Below are 24,052 nucleotides of genomic sequence, written 5' to 3' on the forward strand. Positions count from 1 at the left end.
CCTGTATGATGTTCGATCAAACCTTCACCACTGGGGCAAACTCCTCTAACTGCACTTGTAAGTCATCCACCAGCATTAAACGATACCTTTCTGTAGCTTTCAACTTTTGGAAAACATAACTAGCAAAATCATCACACCACTTTTGCCTCTCAAGTTCATTCGAGATATTCAACGCTCTGATTGAGAGGTTATAAGGGTATTCTTCAAATTTGATAGCTCGATCATTTTCAAAATCATGCTTTCCTAAAGTAAGAGAGATTGTGGAATTGCGAAACTCATACCAGTTGTCAGTACCATCAGAAAAAAGCTCAAATTTTATAGCCAATATAAATTCTAATTCTTTGACTAACTGTTCAATTTCCTGCGGAAAGTCTAGAAAAATATCTAAGGTGCGAGACATAAAAACCTCCTTTATTGAAACTCAGTAAAAGTGATGTCATAGCTATCGCCAATAATTCGGACGCTATCAATTTTCCCGCGTGTAATATTTTTTGCCCTCTGCAAACCTCGTTCAGCCTCAGCTTCTATCAACCCAGACGCCCTAGCATCTATAATTATATCCCTAGCCTGTCCGCCTCGTCTAATCGAATTGTTGATCTGATTTTTTACTGTCGCGCTTGTAGCACCGGCATCTAGACTTTTGAATTCAGTGCGTTTTCCATCTACCTCAGCATCGGGATTTCTACCTCCATCGGTTTTTTCTACCAAGGCTTTAACATTTTTTCCCTCTCTTTCTAGAAATTCAGCAATCGCTCTTTCGGTTTCACCAAAAGCTCTTTCTGATTCATCAATACTGCCACAATTAACCGAATTTTGCTCAGGGGTTTGGTTAGTCCCGTTATTCACCATTTTTGGTTATTTAAAATTTTGGTTAATTATCGCACATTATGAGCCAAGTCACTTGAGAAAAAGAACCGGGTTTCTCACTTAGTCAATACAATGATTCCTCTCCCATCAGGTTCTACTATTACCTTAATATTAACACTATCTCTAGTTACTTCAATATGCCATCTTACAGGCTTACCAGCAAAGAAGTTACTTAAACTTTTAGCAAAGACTTAAGATAATTATAAACTCTGAAACAATAAATTCTCTTTGATTTTCTGACAATTAATGGCACTTTTGCAAGAAGCATACTATTAATATTATGGCCGGTAAAGACGATGACTTTATCCCATAATTTTTGTAAAATTAAGTTGGTATTGAGAAAACAATGATCGCGCATTAAATGGATTGAAGAATTTTTTTTATCTGTTCCTTCATTAAACTGGGATCAATTTCTAATTCTAATATTCTGTCAATTTCTGATTGCATCTTCTGCATCTTCTTCTCACCTTTTTCTAGCCCTTTTTTATAATTCGGATCGTTGAGCATTTTCTGATATTCCTTAACTTCTTCTTCCAAATCCTTTAGAGTTTTATAAGGTAATTTATCCATATTTTTTGCATCAGATATTATTTTATACTTTTCATTCGCAAGAATTTCACCAATATCAGAAGGCTCATAAGTTACATTTTCTCTAAATATTACAAAACAGCCTTTTATCTCGTTTTGTTCAGTTTTGTAAGGGTAAGGCATAATTTTAACAATTTTAACAATTCGGAATATGTTTTCTATGTCTACTGAGAGGCATAAAGAACCTACAATAAAATCATTTTTAACTTGATCTATAGTTTCTCTGGATGAGTAAAAGGCGTTTATAGCATTTTCACTGTAATCATCAACGAGACTCTTTTTCTTGGCAAGAAGAACACTATCAGTCAAGACACCTAGTTTAAGGAATTTACCATCTCGTGGTGTGCTGGTTATCGGTGCTTGATCTTGAACATACTTAGATTCTGCTTTAAGGAGAGGTTGGGGATCTTCATTTTGATTTTCAGAAGACTCTCCATTGTATTTATTAATTTTTTATTCAAATTCCTTAATTCTTTTTCCCCATGAATTATATTGATCGTTCTTGTACTTGTTAATTATTTATTCCCATAAATCATATTCATTAGAATCAATATATATCTTAGACAAACGAGCAATTAATGTTTTTGTTAAGTTGAAGTTGACGATACTAATACATAATTCTCCCTGACATTGAAGACCAGCCTTGGTTAGATTAGATGACCCTATGATCGAAACACCTATCTGAATGTCAGCTTTTATCTTGTTCCGATTCCGACCTAAAAAACAATAGGCTTTGATATGAAAGTTATTCTTAGGGCATATAAACTGAACAGATTTAGTCTTAAGTTGTTTTGATTTTTCTGATTTGATAAAATCTAATATTTTTTTAATATTTTTAATCTCATTAAAGAAGTTTTTGCCGCCGATGGCAATCACAACTTTCGCATTTTATGTTAAAGAATTGTGTAAGAGAATTTGTTTTACTTTTTCCACTCCATCATCATCAAAAAAAGCAGAAAAAATATAAATTTCACTCCAATAAAATTGTTGGGAATCTTCTAATAAAATATTGATTTTATTTTCTAAGTTTTCTTCATTGTCGCACAAAAACTGATAATTCATCGTAAATACCTCCAATTAATTGATATAAAACTTTTTAGGTAAGATATAAACCACAACTTGATTATCTTCCCTAAAACGGCGCGATCGCAATAAAGTTGACTAAAAACATAATCAGCCAACTCAATCAAAGCCTACTTCGACTCCGACGGCGGCAACCCCACCAAACGCATAACCGCAGACTGATCGGACTTAGCCTGTAATTCCCGCGATCGCCTGGGATGTTTGAAAGGTTACTCATGGGCTTAACAAGAGATAGAGAGGGAAACGCATGGAGAAATTATAACTGTTGCAGTCGAGCTTGAACCAATTTTTGAATATTTGTGGCAGAGATTGGATTTATGAGAGTTACGCACAGCAAAGAAACCGGGTTTTTCACTTAGTTAAAGGCTGGGATGCCGTATTTTCGCAAAAAAACCCGGTTTCTAATCACCCGTGTTTTAGTCATAATTTAAAAATGTTGCAGCAGAGATTTCTCTTGTGCATAAACCTTTCGCAGCGACTCCAGGGCGATCGCCCCCAACATCAATTTAATCACCCCCACCATTTCCCCCCACTCCAACAATTCAGAAACACAAACAGCTTTCTGAAATCTCGCCGCATAGAAATCCACCCAAAAATCCGGCGCGTGTCTCTGTTTCTGACTCGCCCAACGGCGCTTCCAGTAACCAAAATCTAAACCAGAGGGCGATTCCACTCCCAAAACAGGCGGAAAGTCGGCATAACTGACAAACCGACTCATCCCTTTGGCGTGCACGTACAGGATATGCGCCCAGCACTCGAAGCGATATATTTGTTCTACCTTGATTTTCAGCAGCCGCGCGATCGCCTCTTTTGTCACAAACCGGCTCAATCTGTGTCTGGGGGTTGATTTTGGTCGAAAGCTTGCTAACATGGTTGGTACATCCCACTTGATGGGAATTTCAGATGGTTAATACATCCCACTTGATGGGATTTGAACTTTGATAGGCGATCGTCCTTCAGTTTTCCAGGCCTAGGGGCGATTGCTTTTTACATTACAAGTTTATGACTTATATTAGTCAAAAGTCAAGAGGTTATGGGATTAATTAAGTTGCGGGTTCGAGAATTTGCTGCCGAGAAAGGCTGGACTCTAAAAGAAGTTTCAGAGCGATCGGGCGTCGTCTACAGCACGCTCAGAACCTATGCCCGATCGCCTGGATTAGCAACAGTTGACGTGACAGCCTTGCACAAGTTGGCTAGGACTTTTGATTTGTCGATCGAAGATTTGTATGAGATTGTGCAGGAGTGAGCGATCGCTTTTTACGATAAAATTTTATCCCAGAGTAAATCTAGTATTTTGTCAATGGGTTTAATTAGATTGCGGGTTAAAGAATTTGCTGCTGAGAAAGGCTGGACGATCAAAGAGGTTTCTGAGCGATCGGGAGTCATTTACAGCACACTCAGCACCTATTCACGTTCTCCGGGAATGGCTATGGTTGATTTTACTTGTCTGCTGAAGTTGGCACGTACTTTTGACGTGATGGTGGAAGATTTGGTTGAGGTGGTAAAAGAGTAGGCGATCGCTTTTTGGGATAAAACTATCCGATGATGGTATACCATCATTTGTCAAGTATGGGTTTAGTCAGGTTAAAAGTCAGAGAACTAGCTAGCGAGAAAGGCTGGACGCTGAAAGAAGTTTCAGAACGATCGGGCGTAGTCTACAGCAAGCTGAGAACCTATGCCCGATCGCCCGGATTAGCAACAGTTGACGTGAGGCCCTTGCACAAGTTGGCGAGGAATTTTGATGTGTCGATCGAAGATTTGTATGAGATTGTGCAGGAATAGTCGATCGCTTTTAGGAACTAATTATCCAGTCAATATTATTCGACAGTTGCTAGCATCTGATTGACAGACTCACCCCGTTGTAGCGCTTCCCAATCCGATGTAACAGGTTGGTAAGAACAGTAACACACCACAATTCGCTCCTCAGTATCGGAAGCAAAAAACTGCTGAACGCGAGTAACTACCCAATCTCCATCTTTCCCGTGGGTGACTCCATTACCGGGGTCAGATAGATTTTCATAATCGCGGGTTTTGTCCCCTACTTGAGGAATTTCTGGGTTTTCTTCCCAAGTCCAATTTTCCCAAAGTATATTAGTGAGACCGCCCCTCGGCATAAGCTGACGTTTTTCCCAGCCCGGAGCACTCATGCTTTCGGTTTTATAGACAATCCAGATTTTTTTTGCCATTTTTCCTCCCTTTCCTTTAATCTTGGTAATCTTGCCACATATCCTGAAACGAGGTTTGTTCCCCGTCAAACACGCAAGCCACATCAGGGGGGGTGTTACGAGTCACTCGGATTTCTTTTAAGCGCCAGTGGTATTTTTCGCCCATCTTTTCACAGAGTTCGGGATCTGTAACATGGTGTACGTTTTCTGGCTTTGGATTCGGTACGCGATCGCTCCTCACTTCAGACTTCCCTTACAGTTTAAAAACTAAATGTCTTGCCCTGTATGCGATCGCTCCACCGCTGCACGCAGCAGCTATGTGTTGTTTTGGTTTTGACTTGCTTCTATTTTTGGTTGCTCAGCCTTCATGACATATTGCTCCATAAATTCCAGCAAAACATCCCTCATATTTTTACCGTCCCTAGCAACAGCCGACTTAAATCGGTTCCGCAATTCCGGGGGCATTTCTACTCTAATAGCCACAGTCTTGTTTTCATCCATACAGGCTCAAGGCTTTACAACATATACATTTTGACATTTTTATGTAGTTTGCCTAAAAACCAGCTTTTTGCATACAGGTGCATTAATTTAACTATATGCCTTAGTGCATACTAATGCAAGAGTGCAATAAATGCCGTTTTCCGCGAAAAACGCTACAGAGCGTTAATTTAAGTCATTTAGGTATGATTTACGCTCATAAACCCGGTTTCTGCAAAAAATCTTGAGTTTGGCTTTGTTAGTACATTGCGGTCAATTGTAACAACTTTATAAATAATAGGACTTATGCAGAAACCGGTTTTTTTACGAAAATACTGCATCCGGGCCTTTAACACTGGTGATGAAAGATCGCGCATCGGTTAAAATAGAGAAGTAACTTTGCAATCGATAAGTCTGAATGCCTACGTTACTCCGAGTCTGCCCATACCGTTTCTTTTGCTATGCGGGCGATCGGGATGAACCACCGCACGTTCACGTTGAGCGCGATCGATAAGAAGCTAAGTTTTGGCTTAGTCCAGTTCGCCTTCAAAATAATAAAGGCTTCAATCGTACAGAAATCAATGGCATTCAGAAACTTGTTGAAGAACATCAACAGCAATTATTAGCAGGTTGGAATGACTTCTTTAATGGTTGAGTTGCTAGAAATCCCCCAAGCACAAAACGTAGTCCTTACAGACGACGCGCTAACAGTCGATCTATCCGATGGTCGTACTATTTCTGTTCCTTTAGCTTGGTATCCTCGGCTATTGCATAGCACACCAAACGAACGCAATAATTGGCGATTTATTGGTGGAAATGATGGAATCCACTGGCCTGATATTGACGAAGACATTAGCATCAAAAATATTATTTTCGGTAAACCGTCTGGAGAAAGTCAGAAGTCTTTTCAGCGGTGGTTAGAAGAACGTAAAAAATCCGATAGAACATGAGTATATCGCCTAAAATAAGTGAATTCAGCAAAAAATCATTGTGAGATATAAGCAAGGAGCGATCGCGATGACATTAACTACAGCAAAATGGACAATTGATCACTACCATAAAATGATCGAAGCCGGCATTTTAAACGATCGCAAAGTTGAATTACTAAATGGAGTAATAGTCGAAATGGTACCCGAAGGAACGGCGCATACTTATTTTAGCGATCGATTTGCCAACCGATTGCGAGTCGCATTATCTACAAGAGCCCAAATTCGCGAAGCCAGACCGATTACTCTGCCAAATAACTCAGAACCAGAACCCGATATTGCCGTCGTTCAACCTCTCAACGATATCTACCTGGAACATCACCCATATCCAGAAAACATTTTTTGGCTGATTGAATATGCTGATTCGAGTTTGAGTAAAGACTTAGAGGAAAAAAGCAAGATTTATGCAGCAGCCGGAATTCAAGAATATTGGGTTGTTAACCTGCGCGATGGACAATTAATTGTGTTTCGCTTCCCGGAAGGCGATTTTTACCAGCAGCGAAATACTTTCCGAACTGGCACCATTGAACCCCTTGCTTTTCCCGATCTTACCATCCATATTTCTCAACTAATGAACAGGTAAATTATTGCCACCATACATCCCACATTCCGCACCCCCAACTGGCACACTACGAATTTTGGTTATTCGATCGCTTGAAACTGCCGATCGTTGCCACGAGCGAGCGGTACCTTTGTATAAAAAAAAACTTAATTTTCGCTCCAACTCCCCAAAAAACCGATTGTGACAGTCTCGGTGCGGAATGTGGGATATATCAAGGTAAGTTTAGATAGTCGAATTTTTTTGTATTTTCACTAAAAAAAGCGCCTGAGTTTCCCAAGACGCATAGCATAAAATCAACAAATTGTCAACCCTAACCTAACCGTTCAAAGCCTCAGCACCGCCGCAAACTTCCAGGATTTCCTGAGTAATTGCCGCTTGCCGCGCCTTGTTATAGGTCAGCGTCAAACTACCGATCAAATCGCTAGCATTCTCACTAGCATTGTTCATCGCCGTCATCCGCGCCGCCAACTCGCTAGCAGCAGACTCTTGCAAAGCCCGCAGCAATTGGTTGTTCAAATACAAGGGCAAAAGAGCCTCCAGAATTTGCGCCGGATCTTGCTCGAAAATCATGTCCCGGGGCAAACTCTTCATAGTAGGTGCAGAAACCTTTTCGCGCGATACTTGAAACTCTCCGCCTTTCGATGTCAAGCGGAAGATTTCATCGTCTTGCACTTCAAAACCTTGGGGGTCGAGGGGCAGCAAAGTTTGAATTACCGGACGCGAACTAATTAGCGAGACAAACTTGGTGTAAATTAGCTCAACTCTGTCCACAGTTCCCGACAGGAACAAAGAAAGCAATTCGTCAGCAATTTGTGCCGCTTCCGATGCTGTGGGAATTTGTTCCAAGTTAGCGTAAGTAGCATCAATCGGCTGTTCGCGGCGCTGGAAATACTGAGTAGCTTTGCGTCCTACCAACACGTACTTGTAGTCTAAGCCTTCAGCTTTGATTTCCTTAGCCCGATTTTCGGCGTATCTGATGATGTTGCTGTTGTAGCCGCCGCACAAACCCCGATCGCCCGAAACTACCAACAGTCCCACCGATCGCACTTCGCGTTTTTTCAGCAGCGGCGAATCCAGGTTTTCAAACTGCAAGCGTTCCGCCAAACCGTACAATACCTCTGCCAGTCGATCGGCAAAAGGCCGAGTTGCAGTCACCTGTTCTTGAGCGCGGCGCACCTTAGCAGCGGCCACCAAGCGCATTGCTTCTGTAATCTTTTTAGTGTTCTTGACCGACTTAATGCGATCGCGAATAGTTTTCAGATTTGCCATAATTTTCTCCTTAGTCCCTTGCCCGCATCTTTTTAATTTAAACCGCGAATAAACGCAGATAAACGCAGATGAACTTCCGATAATCTGCGTTTATCCGCGTTCATCTGCGGTTCAAAATTCCAACTCGATTTACGCAGAAACCAAGAAAGTTTGCTTGTATTCTGCGATGGCTTCTTTGAGCAGCTTCTCAGCTTCATCAGTCAAGGCCTTTCCGCCTTGAACAATTTCGCCGTACTTCGGCTTGCTAGTCCGCAAATAGTCGCGCAAACCAACAGTAAACTTGCTGACTTTTTCCACAGGAATGTCATCCATATAGCCGTTAATACCGGCATAGATTACAGCCACTTGTTCGTTCATCGGCAGAGGCGAACTTTGGGGCTGTTTCAACAGTTCCCGCAAGCGCTGACCGCGCGACAATTGATTCTGAGTAGCTTTATCCAAGTCAGAAGCAAACTGAGAAAATGCTGCCAGTTCTTCAAACTGCGCCAATTCCAGTTTCACCTTACCGGCTACTTTTTTCATCGCCTTAGTTTGAGCCGCCGAACCTACCCGCGATACCGAAATACCGGGGTTTACTGCGGGACGCAAACCAGCGTTAAACAAGTCAGAAGAAAGGAAGATTTGACCGTCGGTAATCGAAATTACGTTCGTCGGAATGTAAGCAGAAACGTCACCAGCTTGGGTTTCGATAATTGGCAAAGCAGTCATGCTGCCTTCGCCCAAATCGTCGCTCAATTTAGCAGCGCGTTCTAGCAAGCGAGAGTGCAGGTAAAACACGTCTCCGGGATAAGCTTCGCGACCGGGAGGACGGCGCAGCAACAAGGACATTTGGCGGTAAGCTTGTGCTTGTTTGGAAAGGTCATCGTAAATGACCAAAGTGTGCTTGCCTTTGTACATGAAATACTCGGCTAAGCTAGCACCTGTGTAGGGAGCCAAGTATTGCAGGGTTGCGGGGTCGCTAGCGTTGGCTGCTACTACGATCGTGTAGTCCATCGCGCCCTTTTCTTGCAGGACGTTGACGATGTTAGCTACTGTAGAAGCTTTTTGACCGATCGCCACGTAAACGCAGATCACGTTTTCCGATTTTTGGTTAATAATCGTGTCGATCGCGATCGCAGTTTTACCGGTTTGTCTGTCACCGATAATCAGTTCCCGCTGTCCTCTTCCCACCGGAATCATCGCATCAATAGCGGTAATTCCTGTTTGCATCGGTTCGTAAACAGAACGGCGAGAAACAATCCCCGGTGCCGGAGATTCAATCAAGCGAGATTCAGTAGTTTTAATTTCCCCTTTGCCGTCAATCGGACGGGCCAAAGCATCAACTACCCGTCCCAACATTGCTTCACCCACGGGGACTTCAGCAATTCTGCCAGTAGCAGTAACTGCCGAACCTTCTTGAATGCCGAGGCCTTGGCCCATCAACACTGCACCCACGTTATCTTCTTCGAGGTTCAGTGCAATACCAACGGTGCCGTCGGCAAATTCTAGCAATTCCCCGGACATAGCTTTATCTAAGCCATAAATCCGGGCAATGCCGTCGCCTACTTGCAGAACCGTACCGACGTTAGAGACTTTTACGTCTTGGTCGTACTGCTCAATTTGCTGGCGAATAATGCTGCTAATTTCGTCTGGTCTGATTGCTGCCATGTCAGTTGTCAGTTATTATTTGTCAGTTGTCCGTTGTCAGTTGTCAATTGTCAGTTGTTCAAAACTACTAACAGTTAACCGCTAACTAAATTAGCTAATAGTTATCAGCTATTAACTATTAAGAATTCAATCGAATTCCCAAGCGGCGCAATTGTCCTCGCAGGCTGGCATCAATCACTTGAGAGCCTACTTTAATCACGACTCCGCCGATTAAATCTGCGTCTATTTTGGTTTCAATTTCTACTTGCCTTGCGCTTGTCATCGCCTGCACTTTCTCGCGAACAGTTTGCTGCTGAGCGTCTGAAAGCGGGACAGCCGAGGTAACTTCCGCCAAAACAGTTTGGTTGAGTTCTCGGAGTTCGGTCAAGTATTTTTTACCAATTCCTTCTAAAAAAAGAATCCGTCCTTTGTCTACTAACAGCCGCAAAAAGTTCCGCATCAACGGGTTCATTTCTGACCCCGCTATTCGATCGATGACGGCTTTTTTATCCTGCGGTTTCACCAGAGGACTGCCTAGAAATAGGCGGAGTTCCTCGGAATTTTCTAGCAGGTTCAGCAAGGAGCGGATATCTTCGCCGAACTGCTCTGAGAGGTTGTTAGACTTAGCCATTGACATCAAAGCGGATGCGTAAGGCTGTAAGACTTCGGTGCTGACTTTACTCACTTTCTAGCCTCCCAGTAAGGCAATGCTGCGATCGATTAATTGGTGTTGAGCGTTTTCGTTCAAGCTAGTTTTTAGCTGGCCTTCCACCCTTTCTAATGCCATAGATACAACCGCCGATCTGAGTTGGGCGATCGCTCTTTCCCGCTCTGCTTCCAACTCTTGACCTGCTGTTGCTTTCATGCGTTCAACTTCCTGCGCTGCCTGAGCTAGAATTGCTTCTTTGGCTTTCTTCGCATTTTCTTCAGCAGCGGATCGAATCCGTTCCGCTTCTGCTTGGGCCTGAGTCAATTTCTGCTGTTGTTCTGCTAGAGCTGCTGCTGCATCTTTTTGGCGAGTTTCTGCTTCTTTAATTGCCTCTTCAATGCCGGAGCGTCTTTCGCTGAGGATGTTCCCTAAAAAGCCGCGCCCGAAGTAAAACAGCAATCCAATAACAATGCTCAGGTTAATCAGGTTGGTTTCTAAAATATCGAAATTTAAACCGAAACCACCTTCCCCGCTAGCTTCTGTGGCTAGCAATAAAACAGTCCCCATGATACTCTTCCATAATTGCGCGTGCAGGTTTGGTGAACCGATTTTAGATTTGAGCATTTACCCAAAATCTAAAACTGTTCGATCGAGCTATTTGACCAGTGCAGTGCCTAATAGCTTTTCAAGAATTTGTCGGCTCAGGACATCTACTTCTTGCTCCAGCGAGCGCATTGCCTCTTGTTTTTGTTGCTCAATCTCTTGTCCTGCCTTTTCTCGCGCCACTTGAGCTTCTTTTTGAGCCTCAGCTACTTTTGCCGACGCGGTTTTTTGGGCATCTGCTTGAGCCACAGCAATTACTGCTTGAGACTGTTTGCGAGTTTCTCCCAGTTTTTGTTCGTATTCCTGCGCTAATTTCTGAGCTTTCGCCAAGCGTTCCTGAGCCGACAGTTGAGTGGTGCGGATGTATTCATCCCGCTCGTCGAGCATCTTTGTCAGGGGCTTATAGAAAACAGCGTTCAGGACTACCATCAAAACTAGGAACTGCAACGCCATAAAAGGCAAAGTTGCATCAAAATCAAACACTTTTAGTTCCTCCTTTGTTTTGGGGCGGAAAGACATCCGCCCCTTTTTGCAGTCCTTCAGTATTAAGCGAAGGGATTAGCAAACAGCAGCACCAATGCAATAACCAGACCGTAGATGGTCAAGGATTCCATGAATGCTAAGCTCAGCAGGAGAGTCCCGCGAATTTTGCCTTCTGCTTCCGGCTGGCGGGCAATACCTTCTACTGCTTGACCCGAGGCATTACCTTGACCGATGCCAGGTCCGATCGCGCCCAAACCAATAGCTAAACCTGCGGCGATAACTGAAGCAGCAGCAACTGTCGGATTCATGATAAATTTCCTTAACTTTGTGTACAGATTGAAAAACAGATAGTGCGTAATTGGTAATTGGTAATTGGTAATTAGTCATCAGTCATTAGTCATTGGACTGCTGATTTCTGACATATCGCTATTAGCCATTAACCAATTCCAGAGTGTTAATCGTGGTGTTCGTCGCCGTGTCCTTCCAATGCTTCGTGAATGTAAGCTCCTGCCAAGGTGGCAAATACCAAAGCTTGAATCGCACTGGTAAACAGACCCAACATCATTACGGGCAGAGGTACAAACAGGGGAACTAACAGCACCAGCACCGCTACCACTAATTCATCCGCTAAAATGTTACCAAATAAACGGAAACTTAGGGAAAGAGGCTTGGTGAAATCTTCCAAGATGGCGATCGGCAACAAAATTGGGGTTGGTTCGATGTACTTAGTAAAGTAACCCAAACCCCGCCTGCTGAAACCCGCATAAAAATATGCCAGAGAAGTCAGCAAAGCAAGTGCTACCGTCGTGTTGATGTCGTTGGTCGGAGCTGCTAGTTCGCCTTCTGGCAACTTAATTAGTTTCCAAGGAACTAAGGCCCCCGACCAATTCGATACAAAAATAAACAGGAACAAAGTGCCAATGAATGGCAACCAGGGACGGTACTCTTTCTCGCCGAGTTGATTTCTAGCCAAGTCTCGAATGAATTCTAAGGCGTACTCCATGAAATTTTGCATTCCGCGCGGAATTCTCTGCATATTGCGAGTTGCCGCCAGGGAAGCTATCAGGAGGAGAGCAATCACAATCCAGGAGGTGATGAATACCTGCCCGTGAACTTTGAGATTGCCTATATGCCAGTAGAAATGCTTGCCAACTTCCAACACAGCGAGCGGAAGAGCATTAAAGGCATTTAAGACATTTAGCATTTCCATTCACAAGAAGTTCACACAGTGGAGGGTTCACCGACTGCCTGACCCATTGACGGGATCGGGAACGAACAGGCTTTGCAGCATATAAAAGACGAGCGCGCCCTTATATGTCAGAAATCCCAAAAATACGGGCAAAATGTGTAGCTGATTCCACTGAGTTGCTACTACAATCAACCCAATAAATACAGCCAACCGATTTTTACTCAGACTCCTCTTTTGCGGGCCGAGGCGCTCAACGTCTTTGGCCAACATTCTCAAGTAAACCACACCTACGATCGCCCCAATCAAGTAATTTAGGGCAATGTTGAGCGAATAAAAAATCCACACAGAGATAAAAATTATTCCCGTGAAAGCGAGTGTGACTACAAACAACTGTTGCTGAAGTTTGTAGAAATCTTGCATAGCATCAGTGGACTCCGGTTCGGACGAACCTGTCTGAGAGATGTCTTGCGTTTGGGCGGTGGATGCGCGAGATTGATCTGACAAGGTTACTTGACTTTCAAAGCAGTCGGTGTTAGTTGACTCCCACTACAATTAATTCGGTTGAAACCGTCTTGTAGCGACAAGTGTGACAAACGTTACAGCTCGTACACTTCACATCGAATAATACCACGTGCAGGTAACATAACTTAAAAAAAAATGAATTTTTCGATTGGTTTCTGAGAACGGTCTGCCTGAGCCACTTGACCTGGCTCGGCAAGCGTGCCGAACCGTTCCCAAGCCTGAAGCTAGAAGGCTTTTATGCAGATAGCCCCAGATTTTATGAATATTTATAATGTTGTCGCGATCGCCCGGAAACAAGACTCAACTTTAGCACTTTTGGGGCGACAGCGCTCAACGGTGAGGCTCTAATCAGTAACCAGCGTCAATCACTGCGGTCGAAACTACTCCCAGTTGGTGAGGGCAGCGGGGTACGGGCTCGTTCTCCAGGCAGATGGGGGTACCATCATCAGTTCGCAGCAAGCAACAGTATCAAAGCTTCCAGGCTGTGCTTTGAACTCAACTTGTTGTCCGGGCCGATACCCGAATGCTTCGTCCCAGTCTACATCTGCATAGAAGCCCACGATCGGCTTCCTGTAATTAGTAGTCTTTGATACTGATTTTAGAGGCGATATCTGAAATTTGCCAGCATTTAGTAGTTTTAGATACAAAAAATAACTTGACAGGAGTGTATTTACAGGCGGTTCGTTCGTGCAGTCTTGTGCGGGACTGTTAGCCAGAGTACGAACTAGAGGCAGGGCAAGTGACCTATGATTCAACGAGGTGAAACTCTTTAACAGCCGGGAGAAAGTTTCTATTTTCGTGGCTCGATCGACTAAGCTTAATCAAAGCAAATCGCTGTAGCGGTTGCAAACTCGCCCACTGTCCCAAAGTAATTGTGACGCCGAGCTCTTGCGCTTTTGCAGAAACCGACTCCGGTACAGTTGCAGCATCCATCCACGGGGGATTTTCATCAACAGCCAAATCAGTTCCCGGTTTGCCTGTGTGTTTAATTAATACTTGGTTTAGATGTTCTCGGTAATCGATAATTTCTGCTGGTGTCAAGCAAGGTTTCTCTACAAGCATTTGACGTTCTGCTTGGTTAAAATGATTCCAATCCTGCAACTTCAATTTAATGCCGCAAGTATCTAACTTGAGACGTACCTGCATCGGAATGCAGCGCAGAGCTTCCACAAAATCAGCTTCAAATTCAAAAAACATATATTTAGCAAGTTTATTTGAGTTGGGAATGATATTTTTTTTATTAACCGCAGAGGGCGCAGAGGGCGCCCAGGAAGAGAGGAGGGGGAAGGTGAAAAGAAATTGATGCAGGTTTATTGCTCTCTATCAATAATTGCAGAAAATCGAGTCAGCATTTATAATTAAATAATATTACAAGTTATTGACATGAATCCCGTAGACTACCTTCGGATTAGTTTAATAGACCGCTGCAACTTCCGCTGTCTCTACTGTATGCCGGAAGGTAGCGAGTTGGACTATGTATTGCAGCAGCAGTTGTTAACTCACTCGGAATTGCTAACTCTGCTGCGGGAAGTTTTTATACCCGTGGGATTTACTAAGTTTCGGTTGACGGGTGGGGAACCGCTGCTGCGCCCTGGGGTGGTGGAATTGGTGAGGTCGATCGCCTCGATGCCCCAAACGCGAGATTTGTCAATGACAACTAATGGCTTTTTGCTGGCGGGTATGGCGGAAAATCTCTACAATGCTGGTTTGCGCCGGATTAATATTAGTTTGGATTCGCTGGAACCGGAGACTTTCGATCGGATAATTGGCAGTCGGGGACGATCGCGATGGACGCAGGTTTGGGAGGGAATTCAAGCGGCTTATCAAGCAGGATTCGACCCGCTGAAACTGAATGTTGTGGTAATTCCCGGTGTGAATGACAGCGAAATATTGGATTTGGCTGCATTAACTATTGACCGCAATTGGCACGTTCGATTTATTGAGTTTATGCCGATCGGCAATGGGGAGTTATTTGGCGATAAAGGTTGGGTAGCTTCGGCAGAATTGCGGCAACAAATTAGCGACAAATACGGGTTAGCCGAGTCGGGAGTTCGCGGAAATGGGCCGGCGGATGTCTTTCAAATTCCGGGGGCGAAGGGCACTTTAGGATTTATCAGCCAAATGTCCGAGTGTTTTTGCGATCGCTGCAACCGGATGCGTTTGTCCGCTGACGGGTGGCTGCGGCCTTGTCTGCTGAACGAAACGGGGCAAATTGACTTAAAAACTGCTTTACGGAATGGGGTGTCTACAGGCGAATTGCGCGATCGAGTGCAGCAGATCTTGAATATTAAACCGGAGATTAATTTCAAGCAGCGAGATTCGGGAACTACTCAAGGAAATTATAACCGCACAATGTCTCAAATCGGGGGCTAATTATCTATCTGTCGGAAAAGTAAGGTAGGCTTTGATGTCTGTTATAATTAGTTCAGAAAAATCTGCGTCAACTTCTGCTTTAGGCTTTTCTTGAGGGATCTAACTTGTGAGTTGAGCCTTTTTGTGAGGAATTGCAGCCACACTTTGGGTGGAAAAAGCTCCCAAGTTTGCCAAACTATTTGGTCAGTTGTATTAAGGGCTGAAGCGGAGATTTCAGTATTCTTAAATAATACGTTGTTGTAGAAATAGCCAATAGCTTTAAACTTGGGAAGTAAAGTCTTTATCTGTTGAAGTGTGATTTGTCCCTCATAGATTTCCTCATCATCATACTCTGTGTAAAAATACTTGGTATGAGACAAGGTTTTAAGTGCTCCTTTTATCAAGTTTTCCTCTGCGCCTTGTACGTCAGCCCAAATTAAGTCAATTTGCTCGATATCATGTTCTGCAAACCAACTATCTAAGCTGCGCGTTGGCACTTTTACTGTATTTTCAAACTTACACCAAGGGAAGATTTCTAAATGCTGTTTTGGAGTTTTGAGTGAAGAAGATTGGAGCCATTCTGAAGATAAACCCGTTTCTTCATAAGAGCTGGTGCTCTGATAAAATTCAGCTTCTCCATCTACGTCTGATATGGCGATTGGATGTAATTGGCATCGCGAATCCTTGACTGTGTTTTGATGTATTTTTACGGAGCGAGGATCCGGTTCAAAAGAATGCAATTGAATGTCGGAAAATTCTCGGAGGAACTCTAGGGAGTCTTCGCCGGTGCATGCCCCTATTTCTAAAATTACCGGGTTGTTTTTTTGGAGTAGTTTACTAAAAGTTTGTTTTTTCATGACTAATCCGTTTTTATTATTTATTGAGGACAATTGACTACTCTCAGAACAGGCTTTCCGCCCTGTTCCACAAAGAGTTAATTTGATTGTGGGGTGGACTCCAGCTCCCGCCCAAAGCTTCTGAGATTCTTCGCTTCGCTTGTGAATGACAAATAGTCAATTAGATTTTACCACCGGGTGTTAGCAATATTAGCGGTTTTGATAAGATCGATCGCACTCCATCCAATCCCATCTCTACATCCGCCAAAATCTCCCCAACAGTCTTCTCTCCTTTACCTAGCCCAGGCGAGGTTCCCTCTTTATGTTTGGGCGACGCGGGCTACTGCCTCTACAAGCAAAGCAACCTCTCACTTCAAAGCGTAGCTGCTGAGGGCGGCCTGTGTCAATCCATTTGGGATTTTAGGAGTAAGATTAAATGAACCGCGAAGGCGCGTCTGACGCGAAGGAAGAGAAAGAAGCAGATGCAGTTCTTCCTTCGCGCACTTCGCGTCTTCGCGGTTCGTTCAAATAATTAACAAGCCCTATAATTTCGGTGTTAGCAAAATTAGCTGTTTTGACAAGATCGATCGCACTTCATCCAATCCCATCTCCACATCCGCCAAAATCTCCCCAACAGTCTTCTCTCCTTTACCTAGCCCAGGCGAAGTTCCCTCTTTCTCCCCCCGGCGAGGGGGGGCTGGGGGGGGTACGCAACCTTGCAGAAACTCAAATTCAGCATTTGACAAATTGACCAATTGGTAGTTACAATCAAACACTTGTTGACTAGGCCAACCGTGCATACAACCACTCAACTCTGGAATTGCCGCCAAAAGTGCCTTATCGTCCGACCAATCAATTTTAACTACAGGCTTTTTGCCCAAGAAAAACTCGTAATGGCTGATTTCCGTATCCAACAATTCAATTAATCGATAAAGCTCCCGTTCCGTCAAACCCTGAGCTCTTTCTATCAATTCCGGCGCTTTACCCAAAAGTCGTTCTAACTGCCAATATCCCGGATTTGAAAAAGCGATAAATTCCAATCCCGAAGCGTCGATTAACTCGAACAAAGTCTCGATATTGTAATCAATTTCCTGCGGGTGAACGTACATATCAGCAAAACATTCGTCCCGCTGATTTTCTCCTGCCCAACGCTGCTTTTCGTACTTGACAAGACGGTTGTTTTCTGGTAATGAAGCAAAGATTTGACGGCCGAGTTTGACGCCATCGGGATAGTCGCCTTTTTGGTTGCCTTGGAGAAGTGCGATCGCCCTTTGCATGAGTTGAATTTCCCAGCGTCCGAGCTCAGCATACACAAAAACGTGCATCAAACCGCCCTGGGCCAACTTCGCCGCCAGTGCTTGAATGCCCCGGATCGGATCGGGTAAGTGGTGCAGCACGCCCACGCAGTTGATCAAATCAAACTCGCCCTCTAACTCGGCAGCATCGTACAGGCTGAGGTGGCGAAAATCAGCTTCGCGCGCTCCCGAGCGCCGACAACGTTCTTGTGCTACCTTCAAAGCACCTTCACTCAGGTCGATCGCCGTAACCGTTGCTTCAGGATTGAGGTGAATCAGATAATCGGTGCTTGAACCAGTGCCGCAGCCTGCATCTAAAATCCGAATATCGAGTTTTAGCGGCTTTTGGCCGGTGCAAAAATTGTAAGCATCAGGCCAACTCCAGCGCCAGTTGTACCCTGGCGGCGGTTCATCTGACAAAGGATCGGGCGGGAAAGGGAAAGTATCGTAAAGCCGCCGCACGGCAGCGCTGATATCAGGCGTAGTATCCATAGGTGAGGTAATAGTGCGTGAGTTTTGAGATGGGTTGTCAGTAGCGTTGTGGCCTGCGCTACGCGATGCACTTCTATTGCTTCGTTACTCGCAACTCAAGTGTCGCTTCGCGATCGTTTGCCAAGCCTGAAAGAAAGGGATCGGGCGATCGACTAACCCCTGATTCCCAAGCCCTGACAGCTTCTGCGTAATAAAACTTATCATTTTTTCTCATATACGCTCTCTTAAATCTATACAATAAATGTCGGCAGGCTTTTTAACAAACGAGGACTGTCAATAACCCACCGCTGAGCTTTCGGGTGAAGCGGAGGCGTCTTTCCGCAGAAAGTCAAAGGGCTAGAAAAAGGCAGAAGAAAATTTTTGATTTTCTTTTCCCTGAATTCACGGCACTTGCTGCAATCGCCCAAAGGCAACTCTCCTGCCAAGTCTTTGTTTTCACGGGTGTACGGGCGGATCTCCGCAGAGGGAGTGCCCCGTGCCTGCCTTCGGGTCGGACATTTCCCGGCAGGAAGAAAGATGAAACCCAAACATTTTAATCTAAGAAAGTAAGCGCGCCCGAACCTCGTGACAGGTAAAGGCAAAAAGTAAACAAAGCAAAAATACCTAATTTTACCTGCATGAGAAGGCAAGGTTAGTCTGGGTAAATGCTGCAACGATTTAGATAGGGAGCGAAGGAGTCTAATGACTGTAAAGGCAAGTGGTGGAAGCTCAGTTGCACGTCCGCAACTATATCAAACTGTACCAGTCGCAACAATTTCGCAAGCAGAACAGCAAGACCGCTTCCTACAGCGGGGCGAACTCAGCGAACTGGCAAGTTATTTCAGTTCAGGGACTCTTCGGATAGATATCTCTGCGACGCTGACCAAAAACTCGGAACTGATAGTATCCCGCGCAGCCAACCGGATTTTTACCGGCGGTTCCCCGCTGGCATTCTTGGAAAGACCGCAAGAACCTGCGATGGCTGTAGCAGGGGCGGCTCGGGGCGGCTCGGGGAATGTCTCTGAAGGCATGAAACTGGGAACAGTCACCTACGTTGAAGGTCGCGCAGGCGGCGGCAACGGCGGTGGTGGCGGCGGCGGATTCTTGGGGCTGGGAAATCTGTTTTCTGGCAACGGTGGCGGCTACAGCGGCCCAATCCCAGCAGGATTTCAGCCGATCAATGTCTCGCGCTACGGCCCGGGCAACATGACCAAATCTCTGCGCGACTTGAGCTGGTTTTTGCGCTACATCACCTACGCGATCGTAGCTGGCGACCCGAATATTATTTCGGTGAACGTGCGCGGATTGCGGGAAATTATCGAAAATGCTTGCTCTTCGGCGGCCACAATTGTGGCAATGCAGGAAATGAAGGCAGCATCCTTGGGCTATTTCAAAAACAATGCAGAGGCCGCGGCGATCGTCGGACAGTATTTCGACGTAGCAATTACCGAATTCAAAGCTCCCACACCTTCAGACAAGGTGCGGCAGCGCGAAAGCAACGACCAGCAAGGGCTGCAACTGCCTCAAATCTACTTCAACGCATCCGAGCGACGGTCGAAATTTGTCATGAAAACCGGCCTGTCATCGGCCGAAAAGCTAGAAGTAATCAAAGCAGCTTACCGCCAAGTTTTTGAGCGCGACATTAGTCGCGCATACAGCCAAAGCATTTCTGACTTGGAATCCAAGGTCAAAAATGGCGAAATCTCGATGAAAGAGTTTATTCGTCGCCTTGGCAAATCTCCTCTGTACCGCCAGCAATTCTACGAGCCGTTTGTCAACAGCCGTGCTGTAGAATTGGCCGCCCGCCACTTCCTAGGCCGCGGTTTGAGCTCGCGGGAGGAATTTAGCAAGTATTTTGCGATCGTCACCAAAGGCGGCCTGGCAGCTCTCGTAGACGCGATGGTTTATTCCCAGGAATATTCCGACTACTTCGGCGAAGAAACAGTGCCTTACCTGCGCGGTTTGGGCCAAGAAGCTCAGGAATGTCGCAACTGGGGCCCGCAAATTGATTTGTTCAATTTCAGCGCTCCGTTCCGCAAGGTTCCTCAGTTCATCACCTTGTTTGCGGGCTACACTCAGCCGCTACCAGACCAGCACGTTTACGGTGTTGGCAATGACCCCTTAGAAATTCAGTTCGGCGCGATTTTCCCGCAAGAAACTCGCAACCCCAAGAACCGTCCAGCTCCCTTCGGCAAAGACACTCGCCGTATCCTGATCCGTCAAGGTGCGGGGATTGAAAACCAATTGAGCAACCCGGAAGCCCGCGGTAAGGCTCCAGGCTCTCTGGGCCCCAAGGTCTTTAAACTAGACCAGTTACCAGGCGGCTATGTGGCTTCTAAGAAATCTGCCCGCGGTGTCTCTAGCAGCTACAGCAACAGTTCTAGTGTCAAATTTACCGAAAGTTCCACTCAAGCGGTGATTCGGGCAGCTTACCTGCAAGTGTTTGGTCGCGATGTGTTCGACGGCCAGCGCCAAAAGGTGGCGGAAATTAAGCTGGAAAACGGCGACATTCCGATGCGCGAGTTTATTCGGATGTTGGCGAAGTCAGACGTGTTCCGCAATATGTACTGGAGCAAGCTGTACGTTTGTAAGGCGATCGAGTACATTCACCGCCGACTCCTGGGACGCCCTACCTACGGCCGCCAGGAAATGAACGCTTACTTTGACATTTGTGCCAAGAAGGGTTTCTACGCGCTGGTTGATAGCATCATCGACAGTCTGGAGTACAACGAAGCTTTCGGGGAAGATACAGTACCCTACGAGCGCTATGTGACTCCCGGTGGTTTGTCGCTGCGGACGATGCGATCGGGTTCCGTCGCTGAGCAAAATGTCCAAGCTCAGACGCCAGAAACTCCTCGGTTTATTGAACTGGGTGCAGCAGGCGATCGGGGTGATTTCGAGTTGCAAACTCGCATCGCTCAAGGTGTCAGCAAGCGGCGCGAACAAACTAAGGTGTTCAAGCTGACGAATACTTCGGACAAAGTAGCTTTGAAAACTTTAATTCAAGCTGCTTACCGTCAAATTTTTGAGCGCGACATCAACCCATATGTTGTGAAGAATGAATTCACGGCGCTGGAAAGCAAACTGGGCAACAATGAAATCAATCTCAAGGAGTTCATTGAGGCTTTGGGATCCTCCTCGCTGTACGTCAAACAGTTCTACGCACCTTATCCCAATACTAAGGTGATTGAGTTGGGAACTAAGCACTTCTTAGGCCGCGCTCCCCGCAATCAAGCGGAGATTCGGACCTACAACCAAATCTTGGCAAGTAAAGGGATTAAGGGCTTTATCAACGCGATGTTGAACAGCGTTGAATATGCCGAGGCGTTTGGCGAGGATACTGTTCCTTACCGTCGCTTCCCGACTCTGCCTGCTGCGAATTTCCCGAATACCGAAAGGCTGTACAATCTACTCACCAAGCAGAATGGTGAGTTGGTGGTTCCAAGCTTTGAGCCAGTAGCTGCTATTGACAGAAGCTAACAACAAACTGCAAAAAAATTGAGTTGGTAGGTTGACAAAAATCCCTCGCTATAGTAGTGCTGTAGCGGGGGATTTTTGGTAGAGGGCGATCGGGAATTGGGAATCCAGTTAAAATGAATCCAAAGAGCAATAACGAGCAATCAAATCCACCGAAAAAACTGAGGACTCCCCCTACAACCTCAGAGGCTCAATTAATTCAAAATCGAGAGACTTGGCTACCGCGTGCCGAAGCTCTAGCAGTAGATAATGCTCAGGAAGTGATGAATGACCTTTACAGGGAGGGAGCACAGTACCGTGATAGAAGTTGTGCTTTCATGGTAATGAAGGAACAATTTAAAGGAGGCGTAGGAAATCCACCGCAGTCGCTGAAAGATAGCACCCTCCACGCTGGAAAGTGCCAGCAGTATATTAAGGGACTTCGGAGGCATTTAGCAAAGTTGCCCTCTGAGGCACAGGAAAAGATTGAGCAGGAAATTGTCAAGATGGAAGAGGCGCTAAAATCGGCTGAAGACTACCCCAACAGCGATGAACCGGAGATTCCCAGATGGGCAAAACCTTGGAAAGAACAATTGGGGAAATAAAGTAATGCTTAAGTTAGACAGCAAGCGCAGTCGTTATTTAGAAATGTATTGGCAAAGCAAGCAGCATCTATTTGCGATCGACCAGAATGACTCTCTAATCTGTTGCGATTTAAGAGGTTGTATCTTTGATAAACTAGATTTATCGGGATGTGAGTTTTTTGGTTGTCGCTTGAATGGAACATCTTTTAAAGGAGCGACTTTACATGAAACAAAATTTATTGGCTGTTTTTCTGATGAAGGATCTCGCCCAACGGATTTTAGCAATGCGATCGGCACAAATTTATCAGTAGAAGATTGTCACATAAACTTTCTATCAAAAGAACATCAGCCAAATTTTCACAATAGTTTCTGGGGTGATGATTTAATCTTGGGAGATTCAATCCGAAATGTTTTGAGATGGTCTTCGGAAGTAGCAAAGGCTGCTGCTGATACACTCTCAGAACGCAATGATGTTAGATACAATGCTGCTGTAAAATTGGGAGAGTTAGATAATCCCGTTGTTGCTCCTCTACTGGGTTGCTTGCTTGCTGACAAGGAATGGGATGTAAGGGCGATCGCCCTGGAAGTGTTAGGAAAGCTACGACATCAGGAATTTCGGTACGGTGACGGAGTATTATTAGAGTTGATGTTTTTGTGTCTGGGAGACAAGCATTCGATCGTGCGGCAGACTGCGGCAGAACTTGTAGAAACTATTTCACCGCCAAAGCGCGTTTTGCTGACTTCTATTAATAGAATGGTTGTAGGTACTTCCGATGAGGAGCGACTGGCTGGTTTGCTGGCGGTTATTGAACTCTGCCAACTCGATGATAATTATGTTGATTTATTGGATCGAGAAGTAATTGATGCTCTACTTTTAAAGGAAGGATCTGAAATTGGCAGCGAATCCTCGCGGCTGCTGGAGATTATTGGCGATCGGGCGTTATTTTAGATACCCGACTTTTTGAAGAAGTCGGGTATCTACAAGAATTATTGAAATTGGCAAAATTCTAACATCCGTTTGATTTTGCGCAACTGTCTTTCATATTTCCTGAAAGGCCGCCAGATGCGATTGGTAACAGCCTGTTCAGGTTTTAGGACAAGTGTCAAGCGATTTTCTTTCACCCAATATGCACATAAGTAGTCGGGAAGAACGCTAAAGCCAAATCCCGATTCAACGGCTTGTCTAATTGCTCTTAAATCGGGAATAATTAGTTTGGGATGAAGGTCGATTCTTCTGCCAAACACCACGCGCCAAAAGCGGGGGGCGATCGGCAATTCTGCACTGTAAGCAATCCCAGGTTGAGTTAACAGCTATTGAGACAGTGGGTTTAAATCTGCTTGACTGATTCCTTCAGAAATCGGAACATCGCATTTGGCGGCCCGACTAGCCAGAAATTCTACTAGAATAGCAATTCATATTCGATATCAGACAAGGTAATTTTTTTGGTGGCAATTACAATGTCTAGCTTTCCGGCTTTGAGTTGTTGGATTAACTCTGCTGTTAACCAAAATTGTACAGTGTAAAAAGTGCGATCGTCCTGCAGTAATTTACCCAGAAGTCGATGGTAAAAAATTTTTGGGGCGTACCGATTCAGATGGTTTGTGGAGTTTCGGCGGTTGAGTTTTTGTCCGGAATTGATTCGAGTTTCTCATCGTACCAGCAATTTGAGTATAAAGTCTTTGTCCCGCTTCCGTGGGAACCATCCGCCTCGGAGTCCTTGGAAACAAGGGATTTCCCTAAGCTGATACGAGTTAAAAAAAAGAATGCAACTGTAGGCAAGCAGCGAACCCAGATAGTTATCAGTCATGCCCAATCTAAAATCTAAAATCTAAAATCTAAAATAGTATGACTCTCTTGCTGCGACGTGTTGGCTAACAGCCGGTTGCGTGAGGTGGAGAACTTGCGCGACCCCCGATACGGTTCGCACGCGGTAAACCTCGATCGAGCTGCGATACCATTCAAAGTTAATCATAAACAGATTTATACCA

The 24,052-nt window shown here is 45.0% G+C and carries 34 protein-coding genes and 1 pseudogene; 10 read left to right on the top strand and 25 right to left on the bottom strand.

The window, feature by feature from the left end:
- Nucleotides 1-16: 16 nt before the first annotated feature.
- From QUB61_RS08070 to QUB61_RS08095, 6 genes are all read right to left on the bottom strand, one after another.
- Nucleotides 17-400: a hypothetical protein gene (locus QUB61_RS08070; RefSeq protein ID WP_333127573.1), complete on the bottom strand. Its 384-nt coding sequence runs from the start codon at nucleotides 398-400 to the stop codon at nucleotides 17-19.
- An 11-nt stretch (nucleotides 401-411) separates the two neighbouring features.
- Nucleotides 412-849 carry a CdiA C-terminal domain-containing protein gene (locus QUB61_RS08075; protein WP_190740256.1) on the bottom strand — a complete coding sequence of 146 codons (438 nt, stop codon included), beginning with the start codon at nucleotides 847-849 and terminating at the stop codon, nucleotides 412-414.
- 375 nt (nucleotides 850-1,224) lie between these two features.
- Complete coding sequence (locus QUB61_RS08080; RefSeq protein WP_333127575.1) at nucleotides 1,225-1,764, bottom strand: hypothetical protein; 540 nt, start codon at nucleotides 1,762-1,764, stop codon at nucleotides 1,225-1,227.
- 210 nt (nucleotides 1,765-1,974) lie between these two features.
- Nucleotides 1,975-2,331 (bottom strand): hypothetical protein, encoded by a 357-nt coding sequence (locus QUB61_RS08085; protein ID WP_333127577.1) that lies wholly within the window; start codon nucleotides 2,329-2,331, stop codon nucleotides 1,975-1,977.
- 12 nt (nucleotides 2,332-2,343) lie between these two features.
- Nucleotides 2,344-2,517 (bottom strand): hypothetical protein, encoded by a 174-nt coding sequence (locus tag QUB61_RS08090; RefSeq protein ID WP_333127578.1) that lies wholly within the window; start codon nucleotides 2,515-2,517, stop codon nucleotides 2,344-2,346.
- Nucleotides 2,518-2,965: 448 nt separating this feature from the next.
- On the bottom strand, nucleotides 2,966-3,409 hold the full coding sequence (locus QUB61_RS08095; RefSeq protein WP_333127580.1) for a hypothetical protein: 444 nt from the start codon (nucleotides 3,407-3,409) through the stop codon (nucleotides 2,966-2,968).
- A gap of 162 nt (nucleotides 3,410-3,571) precedes the next feature.
- On the opposite strand from QUB61_RS08095, the gene QUB61_RS08100 reads away from it, so the two are divergent.
- From QUB61_RS08100 to QUB61_RS08110, 3 genes are read left to right on the top strand one after another with little or no spacing between them, the layout of a single operon-like run.
- Nucleotides 3,572-3,784, top strand: a complete 213-nt coding sequence (locus tag QUB61_RS08100; protein ID WP_332958465.1) for a helix-turn-helix transcriptional regulator — start codon at nucleotides 3,572-3,574, stop codon at nucleotides 3,782-3,784.
- 54 nt (nucleotides 3,785-3,838) lie between these two features.
- Nucleotides 3,839-4,051, top strand: coding sequence for a helix-turn-helix domain-containing protein (locus tag QUB61_RS08105; protein ID WP_194009260.1), 213 nt, complete (start codon nucleotides 3,839-3,841; stop codon nucleotides 4,049-4,051).
- 56 nt (nucleotides 4,052-4,107) lie between these two features.
- The gene (locus QUB61_RS08110; protein WP_333127639.1) at nucleotides 4,108-4,320 is read left to right on the top strand and encodes a helix-turn-helix transcriptional regulator; all 213 of its coding nucleotides are present in this window, start codon (nucleotides 4,108-4,110) and stop codon (nucleotides 4,318-4,320) included.
- A 35-nt stretch (nucleotides 4,321-4,355) separates the two neighbouring features.
- On the opposite strand, the gene QUB61_RS08115 is transcribed toward QUB61_RS08110, so the two are convergent.
- From QUB61_RS08115 to QUB61_RS08130, 4 genes are all read right to left on the bottom strand, one after another.
- The gene (locus QUB61_RS08115; protein WP_333127582.1) at nucleotides 4,356-4,724 is read right to left on the bottom strand and encodes a hypothetical protein; all 369 of its coding nucleotides are present in this window, start codon (nucleotides 4,722-4,724) and stop codon (nucleotides 4,356-4,358) included.
- A 16-nt stretch (nucleotides 4,725-4,740) separates the two neighbouring features.
- Nucleotides 4,741-4,944, bottom strand: coding sequence for a hypothetical protein (locus QUB61_RS08120; protein WP_190657376.1), 204 nt, complete (start codon nucleotides 4,942-4,944; stop codon nucleotides 4,741-4,743).
- Between the two features lie 74 nt (nucleotides 4,945-5,018).
- Nucleotides 5,019-5,204 (bottom strand): copy number control protein, encoded by a 186-nt coding sequence (locus QUB61_RS08125; protein WP_190657378.1) that lies wholly within the window; start codon nucleotides 5,202-5,204, stop codon nucleotides 5,019-5,021.
- Nucleotides 5,205-5,607: 403 nt separating this feature from the next.
- Nucleotides 5,608-5,790: a hypothetical protein gene (locus tag QUB61_RS08130; protein WP_333127584.1), complete on the bottom strand. Its 183-nt coding sequence runs from the start codon at nucleotides 5,788-5,790 to the stop codon at nucleotides 5,608-5,610.
- Between QUB61_RS08130 and QUB61_RS08135 the strand changes: the two are divergent.
- From QUB61_RS08135 to QUB61_RS08145, 3 genes and pseudogenes are all read left to right on the top strand, one after another.
- A pseudogene (locus QUB61_RS08135) lies at nucleotides 5,752-5,835 on the top strand (hypothetical protein); the annotation flags it as partial. The gene QUB61_RS08130 and the pseudogene QUB61_RS08135 overlap by 39 nt on opposite strands.
- Nucleotides 5,816-6,130, top strand: a complete 315-nt coding sequence (locus tag QUB61_RS08140) for a DUF2442 domain-containing protein (RefSeq protein ID WP_333127587.1) — start codon at nucleotides 5,816-5,818, stop codon at nucleotides 6,128-6,130. The pseudogene QUB61_RS08135 and the gene QUB61_RS08140, both read left to right, overlap by 20 nt.
- 40 nt (nucleotides 6,131-6,170) lie before the next feature.
- The gene (locus tag QUB61_RS08145; RefSeq protein ID WP_333127589.1) at nucleotides 6,171-6,749 is read left to right on the top strand and encodes a Uma2 family endonuclease; all 579 of its coding nucleotides are present in this window, start codon (nucleotides 6,171-6,173) and stop codon (nucleotides 6,747-6,749) included.
- 294 nt (nucleotides 6,750-7,043) lie between these two features.
- On the opposite strand, the gene QUB61_RS08150 is transcribed toward QUB61_RS08145, so the two are convergent.
- The 10 genes from QUB61_RS08150 to QUB61_RS08195 all read right to left on the bottom strand — a co-directional run bounded on the left by QUB61_RS08150 (nucleotide 7,044) and on the right by QUB61_RS08195 (nucleotide 14,266).
- Nucleotides 7,044-7,997 (bottom strand): F0F1 ATP synthase subunit gamma, encoded by a 954-nt coding sequence (locus QUB61_RS08150; protein WP_333127591.1) that lies wholly within the window; start codon nucleotides 7,995-7,997, stop codon nucleotides 7,044-7,046.
- A gap of 129 nt (nucleotides 7,998-8,126) precedes the next feature.
- Complete coding sequence (gene atpA, locus QUB61_RS08155) at nucleotides 8,127-9,644, bottom strand: F0F1 ATP synthase subunit alpha (RefSeq protein WP_333127593.1); 1,518 nt, start codon at nucleotides 9,642-9,644, stop codon at nucleotides 8,127-8,129.
- Nucleotides 9,645-9,762: 118 nt separating this feature from the next.
- Nucleotides 9,763-10,308, bottom strand: a complete 546-nt coding sequence (gene atpH, locus QUB61_RS08160; RefSeq protein WP_333127595.1) for an ATP synthase F1 subunit delta — start codon at nucleotides 10,306-10,308, stop codon at nucleotides 9,763-9,765.
- A 3-nt stretch (nucleotides 10,309-10,311) separates the two neighbouring features.
- A complete protein-coding gene (locus QUB61_RS08165; protein ID WP_333127641.1) occupies nucleotides 10,312-10,839 on the bottom strand; it encodes a F0F1 ATP synthase subunit B in 528 nt (175 codons plus the stop codon).
- 87 nt (nucleotides 10,840-10,926) lie between these two features.
- Complete coding sequence (locus tag QUB61_RS08170; protein WP_333127597.1) at nucleotides 10,927-11,394, bottom strand: F0F1 ATP synthase subunit B'; 468 nt, start codon at nucleotides 11,392-11,394, stop codon at nucleotides 10,927-10,929.
- 26 nt (nucleotides 11,395-11,420) lie between these two features.
- Entirely contained in the window at nucleotides 11,421-11,666 is a 246-nt protein-coding gene (gene atpE, locus QUB61_RS08175; RefSeq protein WP_172184535.1) for an ATP synthase F0 subunit C, read from the bottom strand.
- A 146-nt stretch (nucleotides 11,667-11,812) separates the two neighbouring features.
- Nucleotides 11,813-12,568: a F0F1 ATP synthase subunit A gene (atpB, locus tag QUB61_RS08180; RefSeq protein WP_333127599.1), complete on the bottom strand. Its 756-nt coding sequence runs from the start codon at nucleotides 12,566-12,568 to the stop codon at nucleotides 11,813-11,815.
- Nucleotides 12,569-12,595: 27 nt separating this feature from the next.
- Nucleotides 12,596-13,051 (bottom strand): ATP synthase subunit I, encoded by a 456-nt coding sequence (locus QUB61_RS08185; RefSeq protein WP_333127601.1) that lies wholly within the window; start codon nucleotides 13,049-13,051, stop codon nucleotides 12,596-12,598.
- Nucleotides 13,052-13,449: 398 nt separating this feature from the next.
- Nucleotides 13,450-13,824, bottom strand: a complete 375-nt coding sequence (locus tag QUB61_RS08190; RefSeq protein ID WP_333127603.1) for a hypothetical protein — start codon at nucleotides 13,822-13,824, stop codon at nucleotides 13,450-13,452.
- A complete protein-coding gene (locus QUB61_RS08195) occupies nucleotides 13,814-14,266 on the bottom strand; it encodes a nitrate reductase associated protein (protein WP_333127605.1) in 453 nt (150 codons plus the stop codon). The genes QUB61_RS08190 and QUB61_RS08195 overlap by 11 nt, the downstream gene beginning before the upstream one ends.
- Before the next feature lie 186 nt (nucleotides 14,267-14,452).
- Between QUB61_RS08195 and moaA the strand changes: the two genes are divergently transcribed.
- Nucleotides 14,453-15,442: a GTP 3',8-cyclase MoaA gene (gene moaA, locus QUB61_RS08200; protein WP_333127607.1), complete on the top strand. Its 990-nt coding sequence runs from the start codon at nucleotides 14,453-14,455 to the stop codon at nucleotides 15,440-15,442.
- Between the two features lie 47 nt (nucleotides 15,443-15,489).
- On the opposite strand, the gene QUB61_RS08205 is transcribed toward moaA, so the two are convergent.
- The 3 genes from QUB61_RS08205 to QUB61_RS08215 form a co-directional block, all read right to left on the bottom strand.
- Nucleotides 15,490-16,278 carry an FkbM family methyltransferase gene (locus tag QUB61_RS08205; RefSeq protein WP_333127609.1) on the bottom strand — a complete coding sequence of 263 codons (789 nt, stop codon included), beginning with the start codon at nucleotides 16,276-16,278 and terminating at the stop codon, nucleotides 15,490-15,492.
- Nucleotides 16,279-16,799: 521 nt separating this feature from the next.
- The gene (locus tag QUB61_RS08210) at nucleotides 16,800-18,044 is read right to left on the bottom strand and encodes a class I SAM-dependent methyltransferase (RefSeq protein WP_333127611.1); all 1,245 of its coding nucleotides are present in this window, start codon (nucleotides 18,042-18,044) and stop codon (nucleotides 16,800-16,802) included.
- 73 nt (nucleotides 18,045-18,117) lie between these two features.
- Nucleotides 18,118-18,258, bottom strand: coding sequence for a hypothetical protein (locus QUB61_RS08215; protein WP_333127614.1), 141 nt, complete (start codon nucleotides 18,256-18,258; stop codon nucleotides 18,118-18,120).
- A gap of 467 nt (nucleotides 18,259-18,725) precedes the next feature.
- Here QUB61_RS08215 and QUB61_RS08220 point away from each other — a divergent pair, with 467 nt between their 5' ends.
- From QUB61_RS08220 to QUB61_RS08230, 3 genes are all read left to right on the top strand, one after another.
- Entirely contained in the window at nucleotides 18,726-21,503 is a 2,778-nt protein-coding gene (locus tag QUB61_RS08220) for a phycobilisome rod-core linker polypeptide (RefSeq protein WP_333127616.1), read from the top strand.
- Nucleotides 21,504-21,616: 113 nt separating this feature from the next.
- Entirely contained in the window at nucleotides 21,617-22,084 is a 468-nt protein-coding gene (locus QUB61_RS08225; RefSeq protein ID WP_333127618.1) for a hypothetical protein, read from the top strand.
- Between the two features lie 4 nt (nucleotides 22,085-22,088).
- On the top strand, nucleotides 22,089-23,012 hold the full coding sequence (locus QUB61_RS08230) for a HEAT repeat domain-containing protein (protein ID WP_333127620.1): 924 nt from the start codon (nucleotides 22,089-22,091) through the stop codon (nucleotides 23,010-23,012).
- A gap of 38 nt (nucleotides 23,013-23,050) precedes the next feature.
- Here QUB61_RS08230 and QUB61_RS08235 read toward each other — a convergent pair whose 3' ends face one another.
- Entirely contained in the window at nucleotides 23,051-23,374 is a 324-nt protein-coding gene (locus QUB61_RS08235; protein ID WP_333127643.1) for a LysR substrate-binding domain-containing protein, read from the bottom strand.
- Between the two features lie 518 nt (nucleotides 23,375-23,892).
- Complete coding sequence (locus tag QUB61_RS08240) at nucleotides 23,893-24,036, bottom strand: LysR family transcriptional regulator (RefSeq protein ID WP_333127622.1); 144 nt, start codon at nucleotides 24,034-24,036, stop codon at nucleotides 23,893-23,895.
- Nucleotides 24,037-24,052: the final 16 nt, after the last annotated feature.

The organism is Microcoleus sp. C2D2, assembly GCF_036702495.1.
Classification (GTDB): Bacteria; Cyanobacteriota; Cyanobacteriia; order Cyanobacteriales; family Microcoleaceae; genus Microcoleus.

Coding starts and splice junctions, on each gene's coding strand:
- QUB61_RS08070 (WP_333127573.1), bottom strand. CDS start 400: ATGTCTCGCACCTTAGATATTTTTCTAGACTTTCCGCAGGAAATTGAA.
- QUB61_RS08075 (WP_190740256.1), bottom strand. CDS start 849: ATGGTGAATAACGGGACTAACCAAACCCCTGAGCAAAATTCGGTTAAT.
- QUB61_RS08090 (WP_333127578.1), bottom strand. CDS start 2,517: ATGAATTATCAGTTTTTGTGCGACAATGAAGAAAACTTAGAAAATAAA.
- QUB61_RS08095 (WP_333127580.1), bottom strand. CDS start 3,409: ATGTTAGCAAGCTTTCGACCAAAATCAACCCCCAGACACAGATTGAGC.
- QUB61_RS08100 (WP_332958465.1), top strand. CDS start 3,572: ATGGGATTAATTAAGTTGCGGGTTCGAGAATTTGCTGCCGAGAAAGGC.
- QUB61_RS08105 (WP_194009260.1), top strand. CDS start 3,839: ATGGGTTTAATTAGATTGCGGGTTAAAGAATTTGCTGCTGAGAAAGGC.
- QUB61_RS08110 (WP_333127639.1), top strand. CDS start 4,108: ATGGGTTTAGTCAGGTTAAAAGTCAGAGAACTAGCTAGCGAGAAAGGC.
- QUB61_RS08115 (WP_333127582.1), bottom strand. CDS start 4,724: ATGGCAAAAAAAATCTGGATTGTCTATAAAACCGAAAGCATGAGTGCT.
- QUB61_RS08125 (WP_190657378.1), bottom strand. CDS start 5,204: ATGGATGAAAACAAGACTGTGGCTATTAGAGTAGAAATGCCCCCGGAA.
- QUB61_RS08130 (WP_333127584.1), bottom strand. CDS start 5,790: ATGTTCTTCAACAAGTTTCTGAATGCCATTGATTTCTGTACGATTGAA.
- QUB61_RS08140 (WP_333127587.1), top strand. CDS start 5,816: ATGACTTCTTTAATGGTTGAGTTGCTAGAAATCCCCCAAGCACAAAAC.
- QUB61_RS08150 (WP_333127591.1), bottom strand. CDS start 7,997: ATGGCAAATCTGAAAACTATTCGCGATCGCATTAAGTCGGTCAAGAAC.
- atpA (WP_333127593.1), bottom strand. CDS start 9,644: ATGGCAGCAATCAGACCAGACGAAATTAGCAGCATTATTCGCCAGCAA.
- QUB61_RS08165 (WP_333127641.1), bottom strand. CDS start 10,839: ATGGGGACTGTTTTATTGCTAGCCACAGAAGCTAGCGGGGAAGGTGGT.
- QUB61_RS08170 (WP_333127597.1), bottom strand. CDS start 11,394: ATGTCTTTCCGCCCCAAAACAAAGGAGGAACTAAAAGTGTTTGATTTT.
- atpE (WP_172184535.1), bottom strand. CDS start 11,666: ATGAATCCGACAGTTGCTGCTGCTTCAGTTATCGCCGCAGGTTTAGCT.
- atpB (WP_333127599.1), bottom strand. CDS start 12,568: ATGGAAATGCTAAATGTCTTAAATGCCTTTAATGCTCTTCCGCTCGCT.
- QUB61_RS08195 (WP_333127605.1), bottom strand. CDS start 14,266: ATGTTTTTTGAATTTGAAGCTGATTTTGTGGAAGCTCTGCGCTGCATT.
- moaA (WP_333127607.1), top strand. CDS start 14,453: ATGAATCCCGTAGACTACCTTCGGATTAGTTTAATAGACCGCTGCAAC.
- QUB61_RS08205 (WP_333127609.1), bottom strand. CDS start 16,278: ATGAAAAAACAAACTTTTAGTAAACTACTCCAAAAAAACAACCCGGTA.
- QUB61_RS08210 (WP_333127611.1), bottom strand. CDS start 18,044: ATGGATACTACGCCTGATATCAGCGCTGCCGTGCGGCGGCTTTACGAT.
- QUB61_RS08215 (WP_333127614.1), bottom strand. CDS start 18,258: ATGAGAAAAAATGATAAGTTTTATTACGCAGAAGCTGTCAGGGCTTGG.
- QUB61_RS08220 (WP_333127616.1), top strand. CDS start 18,726: ATGACTGTAAAGGCAAGTGGTGGAAGCTCAGTTGCACGTCCGCAACTA.
- QUB61_RS08225 (WP_333127618.1), top strand. CDS start 21,617: ATGAATCCAAAGAGCAATAACGAGCAATCAAATCCACCGAAAAAACTG.
- QUB61_RS08230 (WP_333127620.1), top strand. CDS start 22,089: ATGCTTAAGTTAGACAGCAAGCGCAGTCGTTATTTAGAAATGTATTGG.
- QUB61_RS08240 (WP_333127622.1), bottom strand. CDS start 24,036: ATGATTAACTTTGAATGGTATCGCAGCTCGATCGAGGTTTACCGCGTG.